We start from the raw sequence: 15,736 nt of genomic DNA on the forward strand, positions 1-15,736 counted from the left end.
TGGGCATGACGGACCGCAAGGAAGAACTCGCCGGAAACCTGGCGAAGGTGGAACAGCGCATCGCGGCCGCGTGCGCGGCGGCCGGGCGCGCGCGGGAGGAGGTGACCCTGATCGTGGTCACCAAGACCTACCCGGCGAGCGATGTGCGGGCACTGTCGGAACTGGGCGTGCGGCACGTCGCCGAGAACCGTGACCAGGACGCGGCGCCCAAGGCCGCGGCCTGCTCGGATCTGCCCCTTTCCTGGCACTTCGTGGGTCAACTGCAGACCAACAAGGTGCGTTCCGTGGTCGGTTACGCGGACGTCGTGCAGTCCGTGGACCGGTCCCGCCTGGTCACGGCCCTGTCGAAGGAGGCCGAGCGTGTCGGGCGCGAGGTCGGCTGCCTCATCCAGGTCGCGCTCGACGCGGGCGAAAGCGCGCGGGGGGAGCGGGGCGGTGTCGCCCCCGGAGGGGTCGCGGAGTTGGCCGACCTCGTGGCGGCCGCTCCGGGGCTCCGGCTCGGCGGGCTGATGACAGTCGCACCTCTGACCGGGGAGTACGCCGGACGTCAACGGGCGGCGTTCGACCGGTTGATGGATTTGTCGACTGACCTGCGCCGAGCTCATCCTGCTGCGAACATGGTCTCGGCAGGGATGAGTGCGGACCTCGAACAGGCCGTGGCGGCCGGAGCGACACATGTACGCGTCGGCACCGCGGTACTCGGAGTCCGTCCCGGGCTCGGGTAACGTCGCCAGGAAGTCGGACCACAGCAGAAAATATGGTCATTACCGCCGAAAGGCGGCACAAGGGCCACGTGGATCGCGGGACTTGGCAGTCGTCAGCGGATCCACCACAGAGCGGAGGACTCAGAGCATGGCCGGCGCGATGCGCAAGATGGCGGTCTACCTCGGCCTCGTGGAGGACGATGGGTACGACGGCCGGGGTTTCGACCCCGACGACGACTTCGAACCCGAGCTCGACCCTGAGCCCGAGCGTGATCACCGACGGCACGAGCCGTCACACCAGTCGCATGGAGCACATCAGTCCCAAAGGGACGAAGAGGTGCGAATCACCCAACCGCCCGTGCCGCGCGAGCCGGTGGCCAGATCCGCTTCGCCAGGCGCGGAATCCGGGCGTCCGGCGCGGATCGCGCCCGTGGCATCCATCACACAAGAACGTCAGTCCCTGGAGAAGAACGCACCGGTGATCATGCCCAAGGTCGTGTCCGAGCGAGAGCCCTACCGGATCACCACGCTCCACCCCCGGACCTACAACGAGGCCCGTACCATCGGGGAACACTTCCGTGAGGGCACCCCGGTGATCATGAATCTGACCGAGATGGACGACACGGACGCGAAGCGACTTGTCGACTTTGCGGCCGGTCTGGTGTTTGGTCTTCACGGCAGTATCGAGCGGGTGACGCAGAAGGTGTTCCTGTTGTCGCCTGCTAACGTCGATGTCACGGCGGAGGACAAGGCCCGCATCGCAGAGGGCGGGTTCTTCAACCAGAGCTGAGACGCACGACCGGAACAGCAGTGACGAGAGCACGTAAGCAGGGGAGAGGGAAGCACCGAACATGAGCGTGGTCCTGGATGTCGTCTACATCGCGCTGATGGTCTTCCTCATCGTGCTCATCTTCCGGTTGGTCATGGACTACGTCTTCCAGTTCGCCCGCTCATGGCAGCCCGGCAAGGCGATGGTGGTCGTTCTGGAGGCCACCTACACTGTCACCGATCCACCGCTCAAGCTTCTGCGGCGGGTTATCCCGCCGCTGCGTCTCGGGGGCGTGGCGCTCGACCTGTCCTTCTTCGTGCTGATGATCATCGTCTACATCCTGATCTCGATCGTGAGCGGGCTGTGAGCGATGTGAACTACCGTCTTGCCGAATGCCGACGACTACGTTGAGGTGAAGAGATGCCGTTGACCCCCGAGGACGTGCGGAACAAGCAGTTCACGACCGTCCGCCTCCGAGAAGGCTATGACGAGGACGAGGTCGATGCCTTCCTCGACGAGGTCGAAGCCGAACTGACCCGCCTGCTGCGGGAGAACGAGGACCTGCGCGCCAAGCTGGCCGCCGCCACGCGTGCTGCTGCCCAGAACCAGCAGAACATGCGCAAGCCTCCGGAGCCGCAGGACCAGCAGCAGGGGATGCCCCCGCAGCAGCAGGGTATGCAGCAGCAGGGTATGCCCCAGCAGGGGATGCCGCAGCAGGGGATGCCGCAGGGTATGCGCGGCGGCCCGGTGCCCGCCGGCATATCGGGCCCGCCGCAGCAGCAGATGGGTGGCCCCATGGGTGGCCCGCCCCAGCTGCCGAGCGGTGCCCCGCAGCTGCCCGCCGGCCCCGGCGGTGGTCAGGGTGGTCCGCAGGGTCCCGGCCAGATGGGCCAGGGTCCGATGGGCCAGGGCCCCATGGGTCAGGGGCAGATGGGCCAGGGGCAGATGGGTCCCGGTCCGATGGGTCAGGGCCCCATGGGTCAGGGGCAGATGGGTCAGGGCCCCATGGGCGGCCACCCCATGCAGCAGCAGATGGGCGGCCCCATGGGCGGCCCCGGCCAGGGTCCCGGTGGCGACAGCGCCGCCCGTGTCCTCTCGCTGGCCCAGCAGACCGCCGACCAGGCGATCGCCGAGGCCCGTTCCGAAGCCAACAAGATCGTCGGTGAGGCGCGTTCGCGTGCCGAGGGTCTCGAGCGCGACGCCCGTGCCAAGGCCGACGCCCTGGAGCGGGACGCGCAGGAGAAGCACCGCGTCGCGATGGGCTCCCTGGAGTCCGCCCGCGCCACGCTGGAGCGCAAGGTCGAGGACCTGCGCGGCTTCGAGCGCGAGTACCGCACGCGCCTGAAGTCGTACCTCGAGTCCCAGCTGCGTCAGCTGGAGACCCAGGCCGACGACTCCCTCGCCCCGCCGCGTACCCCGGCCACGGCCTCTCTGCCGCCGTCCCCGTCGCCTTCGATGGCTCCGGCCGGCGCGAGCGCCCCGTCCTACGGCGGCGGCACCCCGGGCATGGGCGGACCGAGCCAGGCCGGCCCGTCCTACGGCGGTCAGCAGCAGATGTCCCCGGCGATGACCCAGCCGATGGCGCCGGTGCGTCCGCAGGGCCCTTCCCCGATGGGGCAGGCTCCCTCGCCGATGCGCGGCTTCCTCATCGACGAGGACGACAACTGACGGCCGGTAACCACGCCTCAGGCGTCGGCGGCGTTCACAGGGCGGGGCCCCGGATTCCTTCCGGGGCCCCGCCCTTTTTACGCGTGTTGCGGGGTGGATCCACGGGTGTCGAGGGGGCGGGCGGCAGCCTCCGGCGACGCCGGGCATGCGGAAGGGCCCGGTCTCCCCTGGGGGAGACCGGGCCCTTGCCGGCGCCGGAGGGGTTACGCCTTGCGCAGGCGGAACGTCAGGGTCAGGCCCTCGTCCGCGAACGGGGTCCCGTAGGTGTCGTCCGCCCCGCCCCGGGCGAAGTCGGTGGCGAGGACCTCGTCGGCGATCAGGGCCGAGTGGCCGGTCAGCGCGTCGACGGTCGCCGGGTCGGTCGCGGTCCAGCGGAGCGCGATGCGGTCGGCGACGTCGAGGCCGCTGTTCTTGCGGGCCTCCTGGATCAGGCGGATCGCGTCCCGGGCCAGGCCGGCGCGGCGCAGCTCCTCGGTGATCTCCAGGTCGAGGGCGACCGTCGCGCCCGAGTCGGACGCCACCGACCACCCCTCACGCGGGGTCTCGGTGATGATCACCTCGTCCGGGGCGAGGGTGACCGTCTCGCCGTCGACCTCCACCGAGGCCGTGCCCTCGCGCAGGGCGAGGGAGAGCGCGGCCGCGTCGGCGTTCGCCACGGCCTTGGCCACGTCCTGGACACGCTTGCCGAACCGCTTGCCCAGGGCGCGGAAGTTGGCCTTGGCGGTCGTGTCGACGAGGCTGCCGCCGACCTCGGCGAGCGATGCCAGTGACTCGACGTTCAGCTCCTCCGTGATCTGCGCGTGCAGTTCGGGGGAGAGCGCGTCGAAGCCCGTGGCCGCGATGAGTGCCCGGCGCAGCGGCTGGCGCGTCTTCACGCCCGACTCGGCGCGCGTGGCACGGCCCAGCTCGACCAGGCGGCGCACCAGGGCCATCTGCCGCGACAGCTCCGGGTCGACGGCGGAGAGGTCCGCCTCCGGCCAGGACGCCAGATGCACCGACTCGGGGGCGTCCGGGGAGACCGGCACGACCAGGTCCTGCCAGACCCGCTCGGTGATGAACGGGGTCAGCGGGGCCATCAGCTTCGTGACCGTCTCGACGACCTCGTGCAGGGTGCGCAGCGCGGCCTTGTCGCCCTGCCAGAAGCGGCGGCGGGAGCGGCGTACGTACCAGTTGGACAGGTCGTCGACGAACGCCGAGAGGAGCTTGCCGGCGCGCTGGGTGTCGTAGGCCTCCAGGGACTGGGTCACCTGGTCGGTGAGCGCGTGGAGTTCGGACAGCAGCCAGCGGTCGAGGACGGTGCGGTCGGCGGGGGCCGGGTCGGCCGCGGACGGGGCCCAGCCGGACGTGCGGGCGTACAGGGCCTGGAAGGCGACCGTGTTCCAGTAGGTGAGGAGGGTCTTGCGCACCACCTCCTGGATGGTGCCGTGGCCGACGCGGCGGGCCGCCCAGGGGGATCCGCCGGCCGCCATGAACCAGCGCACCGCGTCGGCGCCGTGCTGGTCCATCAGCGGGATCGGCTGGAGGATGTTGCCCAGGTGCTTGGACATCTTGCGGCCGTCCTCGGCGAGGATGTGGCCGAGGCAGACGACGTTCTCGTAGCTGGACCTGTCGAAGACCAGGGTGCCGACCGCCATCAGCGTGTAGAACCAGCCGCGGGTCTGGTCGATGGCCTCGCTGATGAACTGCGCGGGGTAGCGGGACTCGAAGAGTTCCTTGTTCTTGTAGGGGTAGCCCCACTGCGCGAACGGCATCGACCCCGAGTCGTACCAGGCGTCGATGACCTCGGGCACGCGTGTGGCGGTCTGTCCGCAGTTCTCGTGCGGGCAGTCGAAGGTGACCGCGTCGATGTAGGGGCGGTGCGGGTCCAGTTCGGACTGGTCGGTGCCGGTCAGTTCGGTCAGCTCCGCGCGCGAGCCGACGACGGTGAGGTGGTCGTCCGCGCAGCGCCAGATCGGCAGCGGGGTGCCCCAGTAGCGGCTGCGGGAGAGCGCCCAGTCGATGTTGTTGTTCAGCCAGTCGCCGAAGCGGCCGTGCTTGACGGTGTCCGGGAACCAGTTGGTCTTCTCGTTCTCCGCCAGGAGGCGGTCCTTGACGGCCGTGGTGCGGATGTACCAGGACGGCTGCGCGTAGTAGAGCAGCGCGGTGTGGCAGCGCCAGCAGTGCGGGTAGCTGTGCTCGTACGGCAGGTGCTTGAAGAGGAGGCCGCGCTGCTGGAGGTCCTCGGTGAGCTTCTCGTCCGCCTTCTTGAAGAAGACGCCGCCGACCAGCGGGACGTTCTCCTCGAAGGTGCCGTCCGGGCGGACGGGGTTGACGACCGGCAGCCCGTAGGAGCGGCAGACCTTGAGGTCGTCCTCGCCGAAGGCGGGGGACTGGTGGACCAGACCCGTGCCGTCCTCGGTCGTGACGTACTCGGCGTTGACCACGTACTGCGCGGGCTCGGGGAACTCCACGAGCTCGAACGGACGCCGGTAGGTCCAGCGCTCCATCTCGGCGCCGGTGAAGGTCCGGCCGGTGCTCTCCCAGCCCTCGCCGAGGGCCTTGGCGAGCAGCGGCTCGGCGACGACGAGCTTCTCCCGGCCGTCGGTGGCGACGACGTAGGTGACCTCGGGGTGCGCGGCGACCGCGGTGTTGGAGACCAGCGTCCAGGGCGTGGTCGTCCAGATCAGCAGCGCGGCCTCGCCGGCGAGCGGACCGGAGGTGAGCGGGAAGCGGACGTAGACGGACGGGTCGACGATCGTCTCGTAGCCCTGCGCCAGCTCGTGGTCCGACAGGCCCGTCTCGTCGCGCGGGCACCAGGGGGCCACGCGGTAGTCCTGCACCAGCAGGCCCTTGTCGAAGATCTCCTTGAGCGACCACCACACGGACTCGATGTACTCGGGGTCCATGGTCCGGTAGGCGTCGTCCAGGTCGACCCAGTAGCCCATGCGGTGGGTCAGCTCGGTGAACGCGTCGGTGTGCCGGGTCACGGACGCGCGGCACTTGTCGTTGAACTCCGCGATGCCGTACGCCTCGATGTCCTGCTTGCCGGTGAAGCCGAGCTCCTTCTCGACCGCCAGCTCCACCGGGAGGCCGTGGCAGTCCCAGCCGGCCTTGCGGCCCACGTGGTAGCCGCGCATGGTGCGGAAGCGGGGGAAGACGTCCTTGAAGACGCGCGCCTCGATGTGGTGGGCCCCCGGCATGCCGTTGGCGGTGGGCGGGCCCTCGTAGAACACCCATTCGGGGCGGCCCTCGGACTGCTCCAGGGTCTTGGCGAAGATCTTCTGCTCGCGCCAGAACTCGAGCACGGCGTGCTCGAGGGCGGGCAGGTCGACCTGGGCGGGTACCTGGCGGTACTGCGGCTGCGTGTTCAACGAGCTTCCTCCGGCGGATGTGCTGCCTTCCGTCGGAGGGACGAGAGCCTTGTCCACGCCGTGTGCGGCGCGCTCCCGCGGTACCACCCTCCTTGGCCCTCCGGTGCGCCGTACGCTCCGGGGAGCCCCCTCATTGGGGTCGCGATGCCGGGTCTACTCGCCGCCGCCGTCGGGCTGCGGCTTTCTTCCGGCGGCTCCGGGGTGATCTTCACGTCGCGCTCGCCCCCGGGCTTCCACCGTCCCCGGGTCGCTCTGGGCTGCGTACGCCGCTACTCGTCCCCATCCACGCTTCTCGCTCCGCCCAGTGTACGGCGCCGCACGGACGGCGGCCGACCGGTTTTCCGGCTTCGCGGGCGGCGGGCCGGGGGCGGTCCGCGGTGACCCGAACGGCGAGGTGCGCGGGTTCCGGCTCCCGGACCGCCGACTGGTCGGATTACCCGGCGGGGAGCTGGGCACAACGGATGCATGCTTGCCGTGTGACGTGCGCGAGGCGGGCGAACCGGGCGGTGCGCCCCGTTGCCGCGGGACTCAAGTCGATTTATCGTCCCAGCACGATTCGCGTGCAAGATCACAATATGTGAAGGGGCCGCGGCCATGGTGGCGAAGAAGACCGCCGTACAGCAGTCGGCGTCCGGCAGCTCCACCGGCGCCTCCGGCGGTGCGGCCAAGGACGTCGGCGCGAAGAAGAGCGCGCGGGGCGGTGGCCCGGCGGGGGCCGCGAAACCGGCGAGGCGGGCCGCGAAGGCGGCATCCGAGAAGGCGGTGCCGAAGGAGGCGGTGCCCAAGGAGGCGGTGCCCAAGGAGGCGGCGGTCGAGAAGAAGGCCGCGGCCCCGGAGACGGCGGCCGCGGGGAGGACGGCCGCGGGGGAGACGGCCGCGGGGAGGACGGCCGCGGGGGAGACGGCCGCGGGGGAGACGGCCGTCAAGAAGACGCCCGGCGAGAAGGAGCCTGCCGGGAAGAAGGCCGCTTCGAAGAGGGCGGCCGCGGGCAGGAAGACGGCCGGGGCCCGGCAGGGCGCGGTCCGAGAGTCGGGAGCCGGTCCGCAGGGCGCGGTCGGTGAGGTGGACGCCGGTACGGAGGAGGCCGGCGGCGGGGGCGGTGCGGCCGGGAAGGGGACCGCCCGCAGGAGTGCCCCCAGGAAGAGCACGGCCAAGAAGGTGGGCGCGGCCTCGGCCGCGGAACAGACGGGAGCCACGACGGTGGTTGCGAAGAAGACTGGCACGGCCCCGGCGGCGCAGACCGCTGTTCCGAAGGCGCGGTTCGCCGCGGCGGAGCCCGGCGAACTGGCGGTACGCCCCGGCGAGGACCCCTGGACCCCCGAGGAGGTCGAGGAGGCCCGCGCCGAGCTGGACTCCGAGAAGGACCGGCTGCGTGCCGAGCTGGCCTCGTCCGAGGCGGCCCTGGTCGGGCTGATGCGGGACTCGGGAGACGGCGCGGGCGACGACCAGGCGGACACCGGGACGAAGAACATCACGCGCGAGAACGAGCTGACACTTGCCGCCAACGCGCGCGAGATGCTGATCCAGACCGAGCACGCCCTGGAGCGGCTGGACGCGGGCACCTACGGGCTGTGCGAGAACTGCGGCAATCCCATCGGCAAGGCCCGCATGCAGGCCTTCCCGCGGGCCACGCTGTGCGTCGAGTGCAAGCAGAAGCAGGAGCGGCGGTACTGATCACCCGGCCGTCGACAGGCGTGCCGTACCCTCGTCCTCAGTCAGGTACCTAGGTCGAGGGACTCACGTGGCAGAGGCGGAGCGCATCATCGGTACGCCGGACACTCCAGAGGCGGCGGGAGCCGAGCCGGAGCCGTCCGGCGCAAACGCCGGGCAGCCGACGTCGGGCGGGTCGCCCGGTGCGGACGGGACCGCGGCGCAGACCGCCGGGGAGCGGCCCCGCGGCAGGCGCCGCATCGCCGTGCTGTTCACGGTCGCCGCGTTCGCGTACGCCGTCGACCTGATCAGCAAGATGATCGTGGTCGCGAAGCTGGAGCACCACCAGCCGATCGAGATCGTCGGGGACTGGCTGCGGTTCGAGGCGATCCGCAACGCGGGCGCCGCCTTCGGCCTCGGCGAGGCCTTCACCGTGATCTTCACGGTGATCGCGGCGTCGGTGATCGTGGTCATCGCCCGGCTCGCCCGCAAGCTCTACAGCCTGCCCTGGGCGATCGCGCTCGGCCTGCTGCTCGGCGGTGCGCTCGGCAACCTCACCGACCGGATCTTCCGGGCGCCGGGCGTCTTCGAGGGCGCGGTGGTGGACTTCATCGCGCCGAAGCACTTCGCCGTCTTCAACCTGGCCGACTCGGCGATCGTGTGCGGCGGCGTCCTGATCGTCCTGCTGTCCTTCAAGGGCCTCGACCCGGACGGCACCGTCCACAAGGACTGAGCGTGTGTTCGGGGGTGCCGGGCCCGTCCGGCATACTCGACGGGTGAGCACGATTCCCGAGATCCGCACCCTGCCCGTGCCCGACGGCCTGGAGGGCGAGCGCGTCGACGCCGCCATCTCCCGCATGTTCGGCTTCTCCCGTACCAAGGCCGCCGAACTCGCGGCCGCGGGGAAGGTCACGGTCGACGGGTCGGTGGTCGGGAAGTCCGAGCGGGTGCACGGCGGGGCCTGGCTCGAGGTCGAGATGCCGCAGGCGCCCGCGCCGGTGCAGGTGGTCGCCGAGCCCGTCGAGGGCATGGAGATCGTGCACGACGACGAGGACGTGGTCGTGATCGTCAAGCCGGTCGGGGTGGCCGCGCACCCGTCGCCCGGCTGGAGCGGCCCCACCGTCATCGGCGGACTCGCCGCCGCCGGATACCGCGTCTCCACCTCCGGCGCCGCCGAGCGCCAGGGCATCGTGCACCGCCTCGACGTGGGCACCTCCGGCCTGATGGTGGTCGCCAAGTCGGAGCGCGCGTACACCTCGCTGAAGCGCCAGTTCAAGGAGCGCACCGTCGACAAGCGCTACCACACGCTCGTCCAGGGCCACCCGGACCCCACCAGCGGCACCATCGACGCGCCCATCGGCAGGCATCCCCAGCACGACTACAAGTGGGCGGTCACCGCCGAGGGCAAGCCCTCCGTCACGCACTACGACCTGATCGAGGCCTTCCGCGCCGCCTCCCTGCTGGACGTCAAGCTGGAGACCGGCCGCACGCACCAGATCCGCGTCCACATGGCCGCCCACCGCCATCCGTGCGTCGGTGACCTGACCTACGGCGCCGACCCGACGCTCGCCAAGCGGCTGAAACTGACCCGGCAGTGGCTGCACGCGGTCCGGCTGGGCTTCGAGCACCCCGGGGACGGCCGGTGGGCCGAGTTCGCCTGCGAGTACCCGGACGACCTCCAGCAGGCCCTCGACCAGGTCCGCGAGGAGACCTACGGATGAGCGGCACGCGCGCGTACGTGATCCGCGTCGCCGAGGACCCCGCCGACCGTGATGCCTGCTTCGCGGTCCGCAAGGAGGTCTTCGTCGGCGAGCAGGGCGTTCCCGAGGACGTCGAGTACGACGCCCACGACGCCGGCGCGGTGCATGTGCTGGCGGTCCGGGAGGACGGCGTACCGCTCGGGACCGGGCGGCTGCTGTACGGCGCGCAGGCCGCGGCGAAGACCGGCGGGGACCCGTCGGTCGGGTCGCTGGGTCGGCTCGCCGTCGCCCGGCGGGCGCGCGGGCTCGGGGTGGGGGCCGCGCTGGTGCGGGCCATCGAGGACGCGGCACACGCGCGTGGACTCACGGCCGTGGACCTGCACGCGCAGACCCACGCACTCGGGTTCTACGAACGGCTGGGGTACCGGGCGTACGGCCCCGAGTTCCCGGACGCGGGGATCCCGCACCGGGCGATGCGGCGGGCGCTCCAGCGGTAGCCGGGGCGGTGAGGGCGCCGAAAGGGCTGGTGACGGGGGTGACGTGGCAGGCTTGAGGTCTGCCGTGTGACGTCTCAGCCCCCCGGAGCACCGACCGTGGACCAGTTGGCCCTGTTGTTCGTCCTGTTGCTCGGGGCCGTGGTGAGTGTCCCGCTGGGAGACCGGTGGAACCTGCCGGCGCCGGTCCTGATGACCCTGCTCGGGATCGTGCTCGCGGTCGCCGACTTCGTCCCCGACGTGAACGTCCCGCCGGACCTGATCCTCCCGCTGCTGCTGCCGCCCCTGCTCTACGCGGCCGTACGGCGCACCTCCTGGCGGCAGTTCACCGCCAACAAGCGGCCGATCTTCCTGCTCGCCGTGGCGCTGGTGTTCGTCACGATGCTGTGCGTGGCCGCCGTCGCCCACGCGATCGTCCCCGGACTGCCGATCGCCGCGGCCGTGGCCCTCGGCGCCCTCGTCGCGCCGCCGGACCCGGTGGCCGCCACCGCCGTGGCGGGGCAGCTCGGCCTGCCGCGCCGGCTGGTGTCCATCCTGGAGGGCGAGGGGCTGTTCAACGACGTCACCGCCATCGTGCTCTACCACGTGGCCATCGCCGCCGTCGTCAGCGGGACCTTCTCGCCCTGGGAGGCCGGTCTCGACCTGGTGCTGTCCGCCGTCGTCGCGGTCGCGGTCGGGCTGGCGCTCGGCTGGGGGGCGAACCGGCTCCTGGACCTGCTCGGGGACGCGACCCTGCAGATCGGGCTCACGCTGCTGGTGCCGTACGCCTCCTACGTGCTCGCGGAGGAGTTCCACGGGTCCGGGGTGCTCGCCGTGCTCACCTCCGCGCTGTTCCTCGCCGAGTACGCCACCGATCCCGACGACGTGATGACCCGTCTGGCCGGGCACACCTTCTGGAACATCATCGACACCCTGGTGACCGGGGTGGCGTTCGGGCTGATCGGCCTGGAACTGCACATGGCGATCCGGACGGCGTCCGGACGCTGGGGGGAGATGCTGGGGTGGGCCGCGGCGGTGGTGGTCGTCGTGATTCTCGTCCGGCTGCTGTGGCTGCTGCCGGCGACCTGGCTCACCCAGCGGATGCACGCCAGGCGGGACCACGACGAGGACATCCCCATGACCTGGCGGGAGACCGTCGTGATGTGGTGGTCGGGGATGCGCGGGGTCGCCTCGGTGGCGCTGGCGCTCGCGATTCCGCTGCAGACCGACGAGGGGACCGCCTTTCCGGACCGGGACGAGATCGTGTTCATCGCCTTCGGCGTCATCATGGCGACGCTCGTCATCCAGGGGCTGACCCTGCCGTGGCTGGTCAGGCGCCTCGGGGTGCAGGCGGACACCGGCCGCGAGAAGGAGTTCGAGAAGGAACTGGCCGTGCGGGCCGCCAAGGCGGCGAAGCGCAGGCTGCGGGAGATCGAGGCCGAGGAGGACCTGCCGGAGGAACTCTCCGAGCAGATGGGCCGGCGCGCCCTCGACATCGGGCTGCGGATCAGCCCGGACCTGGGCGAGGACGAGCGGCGGGAGGCGCACGAGCATCGTGTGCGCCGGCTGAGGCGGGTGCGGCGGATCCAGGGCGAGATGCTGAGCGCGGCCCGGCACGAGGTGGTCGCGGCACGCAGCGAGCCGGGAGCCGATCCCGAGATCGTGGACCGGGTGCTGCGCCACCTCGACGTGCGCAGTATGCGGTGATGCCCCGCCCGCGGCCGCCGGGCTCGCGGGTCGTGGTGCGGCACGCCGGCCGGGCGCACGAGGCGGCCCGGCCGGCGTCCTCGGCCCAGTGGTTCGTCGGCTCAGTGGTTCACCGGCTCAGCGGTCGGCCCGCGGCGACTCGTAGGCGCGGCGCTGAGGCCCTATGCCGCCGGACACCCGGCCGTTGGAGCGGGACGACGGCAGGATCGCGTCGGCGGTGTTGACGCGGGGCAGCGCGTACGGGTGCTCCTCGGACAGCCAGCGGATCATCTGCTCGCGGACGGTCACCCGGACCGTCCAGATGTCATCGGCGTCCTTGGCGGTCACCAGGGCCCTGACCTCCATGGTGTTGGGGGTGGTGTCCGTCACGGTCAGGTTGTAGGCGCGGCCGTCCCAGGCCGGGCACTCGCGCAGCACGTCGCGGAGCTTCTCACGCATCGCGTCCAGCGGTGCCGAGTGGTCGAGGTGCCAGTAGACGATGCCGGTCATCTGCGGGGTACCGCGCGACCAGTTCTCGAACGGCTTGGACGTGAAGTACGAGACGGGCATGGTGATCCGGCGCTCGTCCCAGGTCCGCACGGTCAGGAAGGTCAGCGTGATCTCCTCGACCGTGCCCCACTCGCCGTCCACCACCACCGTGTCGCCGATCCGCACCATGTCGCCGAAGGCGATCTGGAAGCCGGCGAACATGTTGCTCAGCGTCGACTGGGCGGCGACACCGGCGACGATGCCGATGATGCCCGCGGAGGCCAGCAGCGAGGCGCCGGCCGCCCGGAACGCCGGGAACGTCAGCAGCATCGCCGCCACCGCGACCACCCCGACCACCGCGGAGACGACCCGCATGATCAGCGACACCTGGGTGCGTACCCGCCGCACCCGGGCCGCGTCCTGGTGCACGCGCGCGTAGCGGCGGTACGAGGTCTCCACGACCGCGGCGGCGATCCGGATCGCCAGCCACGCGGTCGACCCGATCAGCACCAGGGTGAGCGTCTGGCCGATGCCGACGCGGTGGTCCTCCAGCACCTCGGCGTTGTCGAACGATCCTCTCAGCAGGGCGGCGCACAGCCCGAGCTGGTACGGGATGCGCGCGCGGCGCAGCAGCCCCCACAGGGGTGTCTCGGGATGCCGCCGGTCGGCCTTGGTCAGCAGTCGGTCGGTGGCCCAGCCGATGAACAACGTCAGCACGACCGAACCGCCGACCACGATCAGTGGGCGGAGCAGGTTCTCCATGCCTTCGAACGTAACCGGCCCGGCGGGGTCGTGAACATGAGCGTTGTGTGAAGAGACCCACGTGCGCCGTGACGGGGGTCGCCCCGTGGGGCGTTGTCGGTGCCGGCTGGCACCATGGCCCCATGAACATCATGCTCTTCCATTCGACCTGCGGACTGCGCCCCGCGGTGCGCGCGGCGGCGGACCGGCTGCGCGCCGCCGGTCACGAGGTGTGGACCCCGGACCTCTTCGACGGGCGCACGTTCGACACGGTCGAGGAGGGCATGGCCCACAACGAGGAGATCGGCAAGGACGAGCTGCTGAGGAGAGCCGTCCTGGCCGCCGCGCCCTACTCGGAGCGGGGACTGGTGTACGCCGGTTTCTCACTGGGCGCGTCGATCGCCCAGACCCTCGCCCTCGGTGACGACAAGGCGCGCGGTCTGCTGCTCCTGCACGGCACCTCCGACCTCGCGCCGAACGCCTCGGTGGACGACCTGCCGGTACAGCTGCACGTGGCCGAGCCGGACCCGTTCGAGACCGACGACTGGCTGAGCGCCTGGTACCTCCAGATGCGCAGGGCGGGCGCCGACGTGGAGGTCTACCGGTACGCCGGGGCCGGTCACCTCTACACCGACCCCGACCTGCCCGACTACGACGCGGAGGCCGCCGAGGCCACCTGGCGGGTGGCGCTCGGCTTCCTCGAGGGCCTGTAGGCGGCGGCTACACGGGGTCGTACGTCCGCTCGACCTTCTGCGTGCCGGTGCGGGTGCGGTAGGAGCGCGACCAGGACGAGGTCGCGTCCGCCCTGGTGCGGCTGGACACCACGTAGTAGTCCATCTGCGCGCGGTCGGCGGTGATGTCCAGGACGCCGTAACCGTGCCGGTCGGTGTCCACCCAGTGGACGTGGCGGTTGGCGGCCCTGATGACCGGCGCGGCGATCGCGGAGACCGTGCCCTCGGGGACCTTCACCAGGTCGTCGAGGTTGTCGGAGGTCACCGAGGTGACCACGAACTCCGTGGCGGCCGAGGCGGACAGCGGGTAGGTGCCGGCGTCCACGGGCACGTCGTTGGCCCACGCCATGTGGATGTCGCCGGTGAGGAAGACGGTGTTGCGGACGGCGTTCGCGCGCAGGTGGGCGAGGAGTTCACGGCGGTCGTCCGTGTAGCCGTCCCACTGGTCGGTGTTGAGGGCGAGGCCCTCCTGCGGCAGGCCGAGCAGCTTGGCGAGCGGCTTGAGCAGGTCCGCGGAGAGGGAGCCGATGGCGAAGGGCGAGATCATCACCGAGTTGCCGACCAGCCGCCAGGTGGTGTCGGACGCCTTCAGACCGGCCTTCAGCCAGTCGAGCTGGGCGCGGCCGGTGAGGGTGCGGTCCGGGTCGTCGACGCCGCCGTTGCCGACGGATACCTGCTGGGAGCGGAAGGAACGCAGGTCCAGCAGGGAGAGGTCGGCGAGCTTGCCGAAGCGCAGCCGGCGGTAGGTGGTGCCCGCCAGCGCCGGGCGGACCGGCATCCACTCGAAGTAGGCCTGCTTGGCGGCCGCCTGACGGGCTGCCCAGCTGCCCTCGGCGCCCTCGGTGTGGTTCTCGGCGCCGCCCGACCAGGTGTCGTTGGCGATCTCGTGGTCGTCCCAGATCGCGATGACGGGCGCCTTGGCGTGCAGGGCCTGCAGATCGGGGTCGGTCTTGTACCTGCCGTGCCGGGTGCGGTAGTCGGCGAGGGTGAGGATCTCGTGCGTGGGCGCGTGCTGCCGTACGACGGTGCCGCGGGTGCCGTACTCGCCGGTGCCGTACTCGTAGATGTAGTCGCCGAGGTGCAGCCAGGCGTCGAGGTCGCCGCGGGCGGCGAGGTGGCGGTAGGAGGAGAAGTAGCCGGCCTCCCAGTTGGCGCAGGACACCACGCCGAAGCGCAGGCCCGCCACGGCCGCGTCCGCCGCCGGCGCGGTGCGGGTACGCGCCACCGGGGAGTCGGTCCCGCCGGCCGAGAAGCGGAACCAGTAGTCCGTGGCCGGGGCGAGACCGCGGACGTCGGCCTTGACGGTGTGGTCAAAGGCGGCGGTCGCGGTGACGGACCCCTTCGCCACGACGTTCGTCAGTGTCCTGTCCCTGGCGACGACCCACTCGACCTCGGTGTCCGGGCCGAGCCCGGAGCCGGGTATCGCCTCGGCGGTCGGCGTCACCCGGGTCCACAGCAGGACGCCGTCGGGCAGCGGGTCGCCGGAGGCGACACCGTGCAGGAAGGCGGGAGCCTCGTCGGCGGCCCACGCGGGCAGCGCGGCGGCGAGCGGCCCGGCCAGCACGGCGGTGGCGGCGGCGGCCTTGACGACCGTACGGCGGCGCGGGGCGCGCGCGCCGAGGCGGTTCGACGGCGCGTCGGTGCTCTCTGTTGATCTGTATCGACTGGTCACGGGCGATCAGATTACTGACCAGTACGGCGAGGAGCGGGCGAACTGGCAAAAGTTCGCCCGCTCTTCGGTTCTCCGTCTCTCAGCCCGCCGTCACACGGCGGCC

Annotated in this window: 13 protein-coding genes; 10 read left to right on the plus strand and 3 right to left on the minus strand. The window is 71.4% G+C overall.

Translation table 11 applies throughout. The features are described 5' to 3' along the window. Positions 1-5 precede the first annotated feature (5 nt). The 4 genes from ACIP5W_RS19870 to ACIP5W_RS19885 all read left to right on the plus strand — a co-directional run bounded on the left by ACIP5W_RS19870 (position 6) and on the right by ACIP5W_RS19885 (position 3,141). A complete protein-coding gene (locus ACIP5W_RS19870; RefSeq protein ID WP_401474821.1) occupies positions 6-725 on the plus strand; it encodes a YggS family pyridoxal phosphate-dependent enzyme in 720 nt (239 codons plus the stop codon). A gap of 127 nt (positions 726-852) precedes the next feature. Continuing rightward, positions 853-1,494 carry a cell division protein SepF gene (sepF, locus tag ACIP5W_RS19875; protein WP_073493561.1) on the plus strand — a complete coding sequence of 214 codons (642 nt, stop codon included), beginning with the start codon at positions 853-855 and terminating at the stop codon, positions 1,492-1,494. Between the two features lie 61 nt (positions 1,495-1,555). Beyond that, the gene (locus ACIP5W_RS19880) at positions 1,556-1,840 is read left to right on the plus strand and encodes a YggT family protein (RefSeq protein ID WP_130437221.1); all 285 of its coding nucleotides are present in this window, start codon (positions 1,556-1,558) and stop codon (positions 1,838-1,840) included. Positions 1,841-1,893: 53 nt separating this feature from the next. Next, complete coding sequence (locus tag ACIP5W_RS19885) at positions 1,894-3,141, plus strand: DivIVA domain-containing protein (RefSeq protein ID WP_401474826.1); 1,248 nt, start codon at positions 1,894-1,896, stop codon at positions 3,139-3,141. A 203-nt stretch (positions 3,142-3,344) separates the two neighbouring features. On the opposite strand, the gene ileS is transcribed toward ACIP5W_RS19885, so the two are convergent. Continuing rightward, a complete protein-coding gene (gene ileS, locus ACIP5W_RS19890; protein ID WP_401474829.1) occupies positions 3,345-6,491 on the minus strand; it encodes an isoleucine--tRNA ligase in 3,147 nt (1,048 codons plus the stop codon). 594 nt (positions 6,492-7,085) lie between these two features. Between ileS and ACIP5W_RS19895 the strand changes: the two genes are divergently transcribed. The 5 genes from ACIP5W_RS19895 to ACIP5W_RS19915 all read left to right on the plus strand — a co-directional run bounded on the left by ACIP5W_RS19895 (position 7,086) and on the right by ACIP5W_RS19915 (position 12,021). After that, positions 7,086-8,165 (plus strand): TraR/DksA family transcriptional regulator, encoded by a 1,080-nt coding sequence (locus ACIP5W_RS19895; protein ID WP_401474832.1) that lies wholly within the window; start codon positions 7,086-7,088, stop codon positions 8,163-8,165. A gap of 67 nt (positions 8,166-8,232) precedes the next feature. After that, on the plus strand, positions 8,233-8,874 hold the full coding sequence (lspA, locus tag ACIP5W_RS19900; RefSeq protein WP_401474835.1) for a signal peptidase II: 642 nt from the start codon (positions 8,233-8,235) through the stop codon (positions 8,872-8,874). A 43-nt stretch (positions 8,875-8,917) separates the two neighbouring features. Beyond that, on the plus strand, positions 8,918-9,862 hold the full coding sequence (locus tag ACIP5W_RS19905; RefSeq protein ID WP_401474838.1) for an RluA family pseudouridine synthase: 945 nt from the start codon (positions 8,918-8,920) through the stop codon (positions 9,860-9,862). Beyond that, a complete protein-coding gene (locus ACIP5W_RS19910; protein ID WP_401474841.1) occupies positions 9,859-10,338 on the plus strand; it encodes a GNAT family N-acetyltransferase in 480 nt (159 codons plus the stop codon). Before ACIP5W_RS19905 ends, ACIP5W_RS19910 begins: the two co-directional genes overlap by 4 nt. Positions 10,339-10,434: 96 nt before the next feature. Further along, positions 10,435-12,021 (plus strand): Na+/H+ antiporter, encoded by a 1,587-nt coding sequence (locus ACIP5W_RS19915; protein WP_401475050.1) that lies wholly within the window; start codon positions 10,435-10,437, stop codon positions 12,019-12,021. Between the two features lie 117 nt (positions 12,022-12,138). On the opposite strand, the gene ACIP5W_RS19920 is transcribed toward ACIP5W_RS19915, so the two are convergent. Then, positions 12,139-13,251 carry a mechanosensitive ion channel family protein gene (locus ACIP5W_RS19920; protein ID WP_401474844.1) on the minus strand — a complete coding sequence of 371 codons (1,113 nt, stop codon included), beginning with the start codon at positions 13,249-13,251 and terminating at the stop codon, positions 12,139-12,141. A 122-nt stretch (positions 13,252-13,373) separates the two neighbouring features. Between ACIP5W_RS19920 and ACIP5W_RS19925 the strand changes: the two genes are divergently transcribed. Beyond that, positions 13,374-13,943: a dienelactone hydrolase family protein gene (locus tag ACIP5W_RS19925; RefSeq protein WP_401474847.1), complete on the plus strand. Its 570-nt coding sequence runs from the start codon at positions 13,374-13,376 to the stop codon at positions 13,941-13,943. 7 nt (positions 13,944-13,950) lie between these two features. Here ACIP5W_RS19925 and ACIP5W_RS19930 read toward each other — a convergent pair whose 3' ends face one another. After that, positions 13,951-15,633 (minus strand): alkaline phosphatase D family protein, encoded by a 1,683-nt coding sequence (locus ACIP5W_RS19930; protein ID WP_401474850.1) that lies wholly within the window; start codon positions 15,631-15,633, stop codon positions 13,951-13,953. Between the last annotated feature and the right edge of the window lie 103 nt (positions 15,634-15,736).

The sequence above is a fragment of the Streptomyces sp. NPDC088766 genome (genome assembly GCF_044750845.1).
GTDB lineage: Bacteria > Actinomycetota > Actinomycetes > Streptomycetales > Streptomycetaceae > Streptomyces.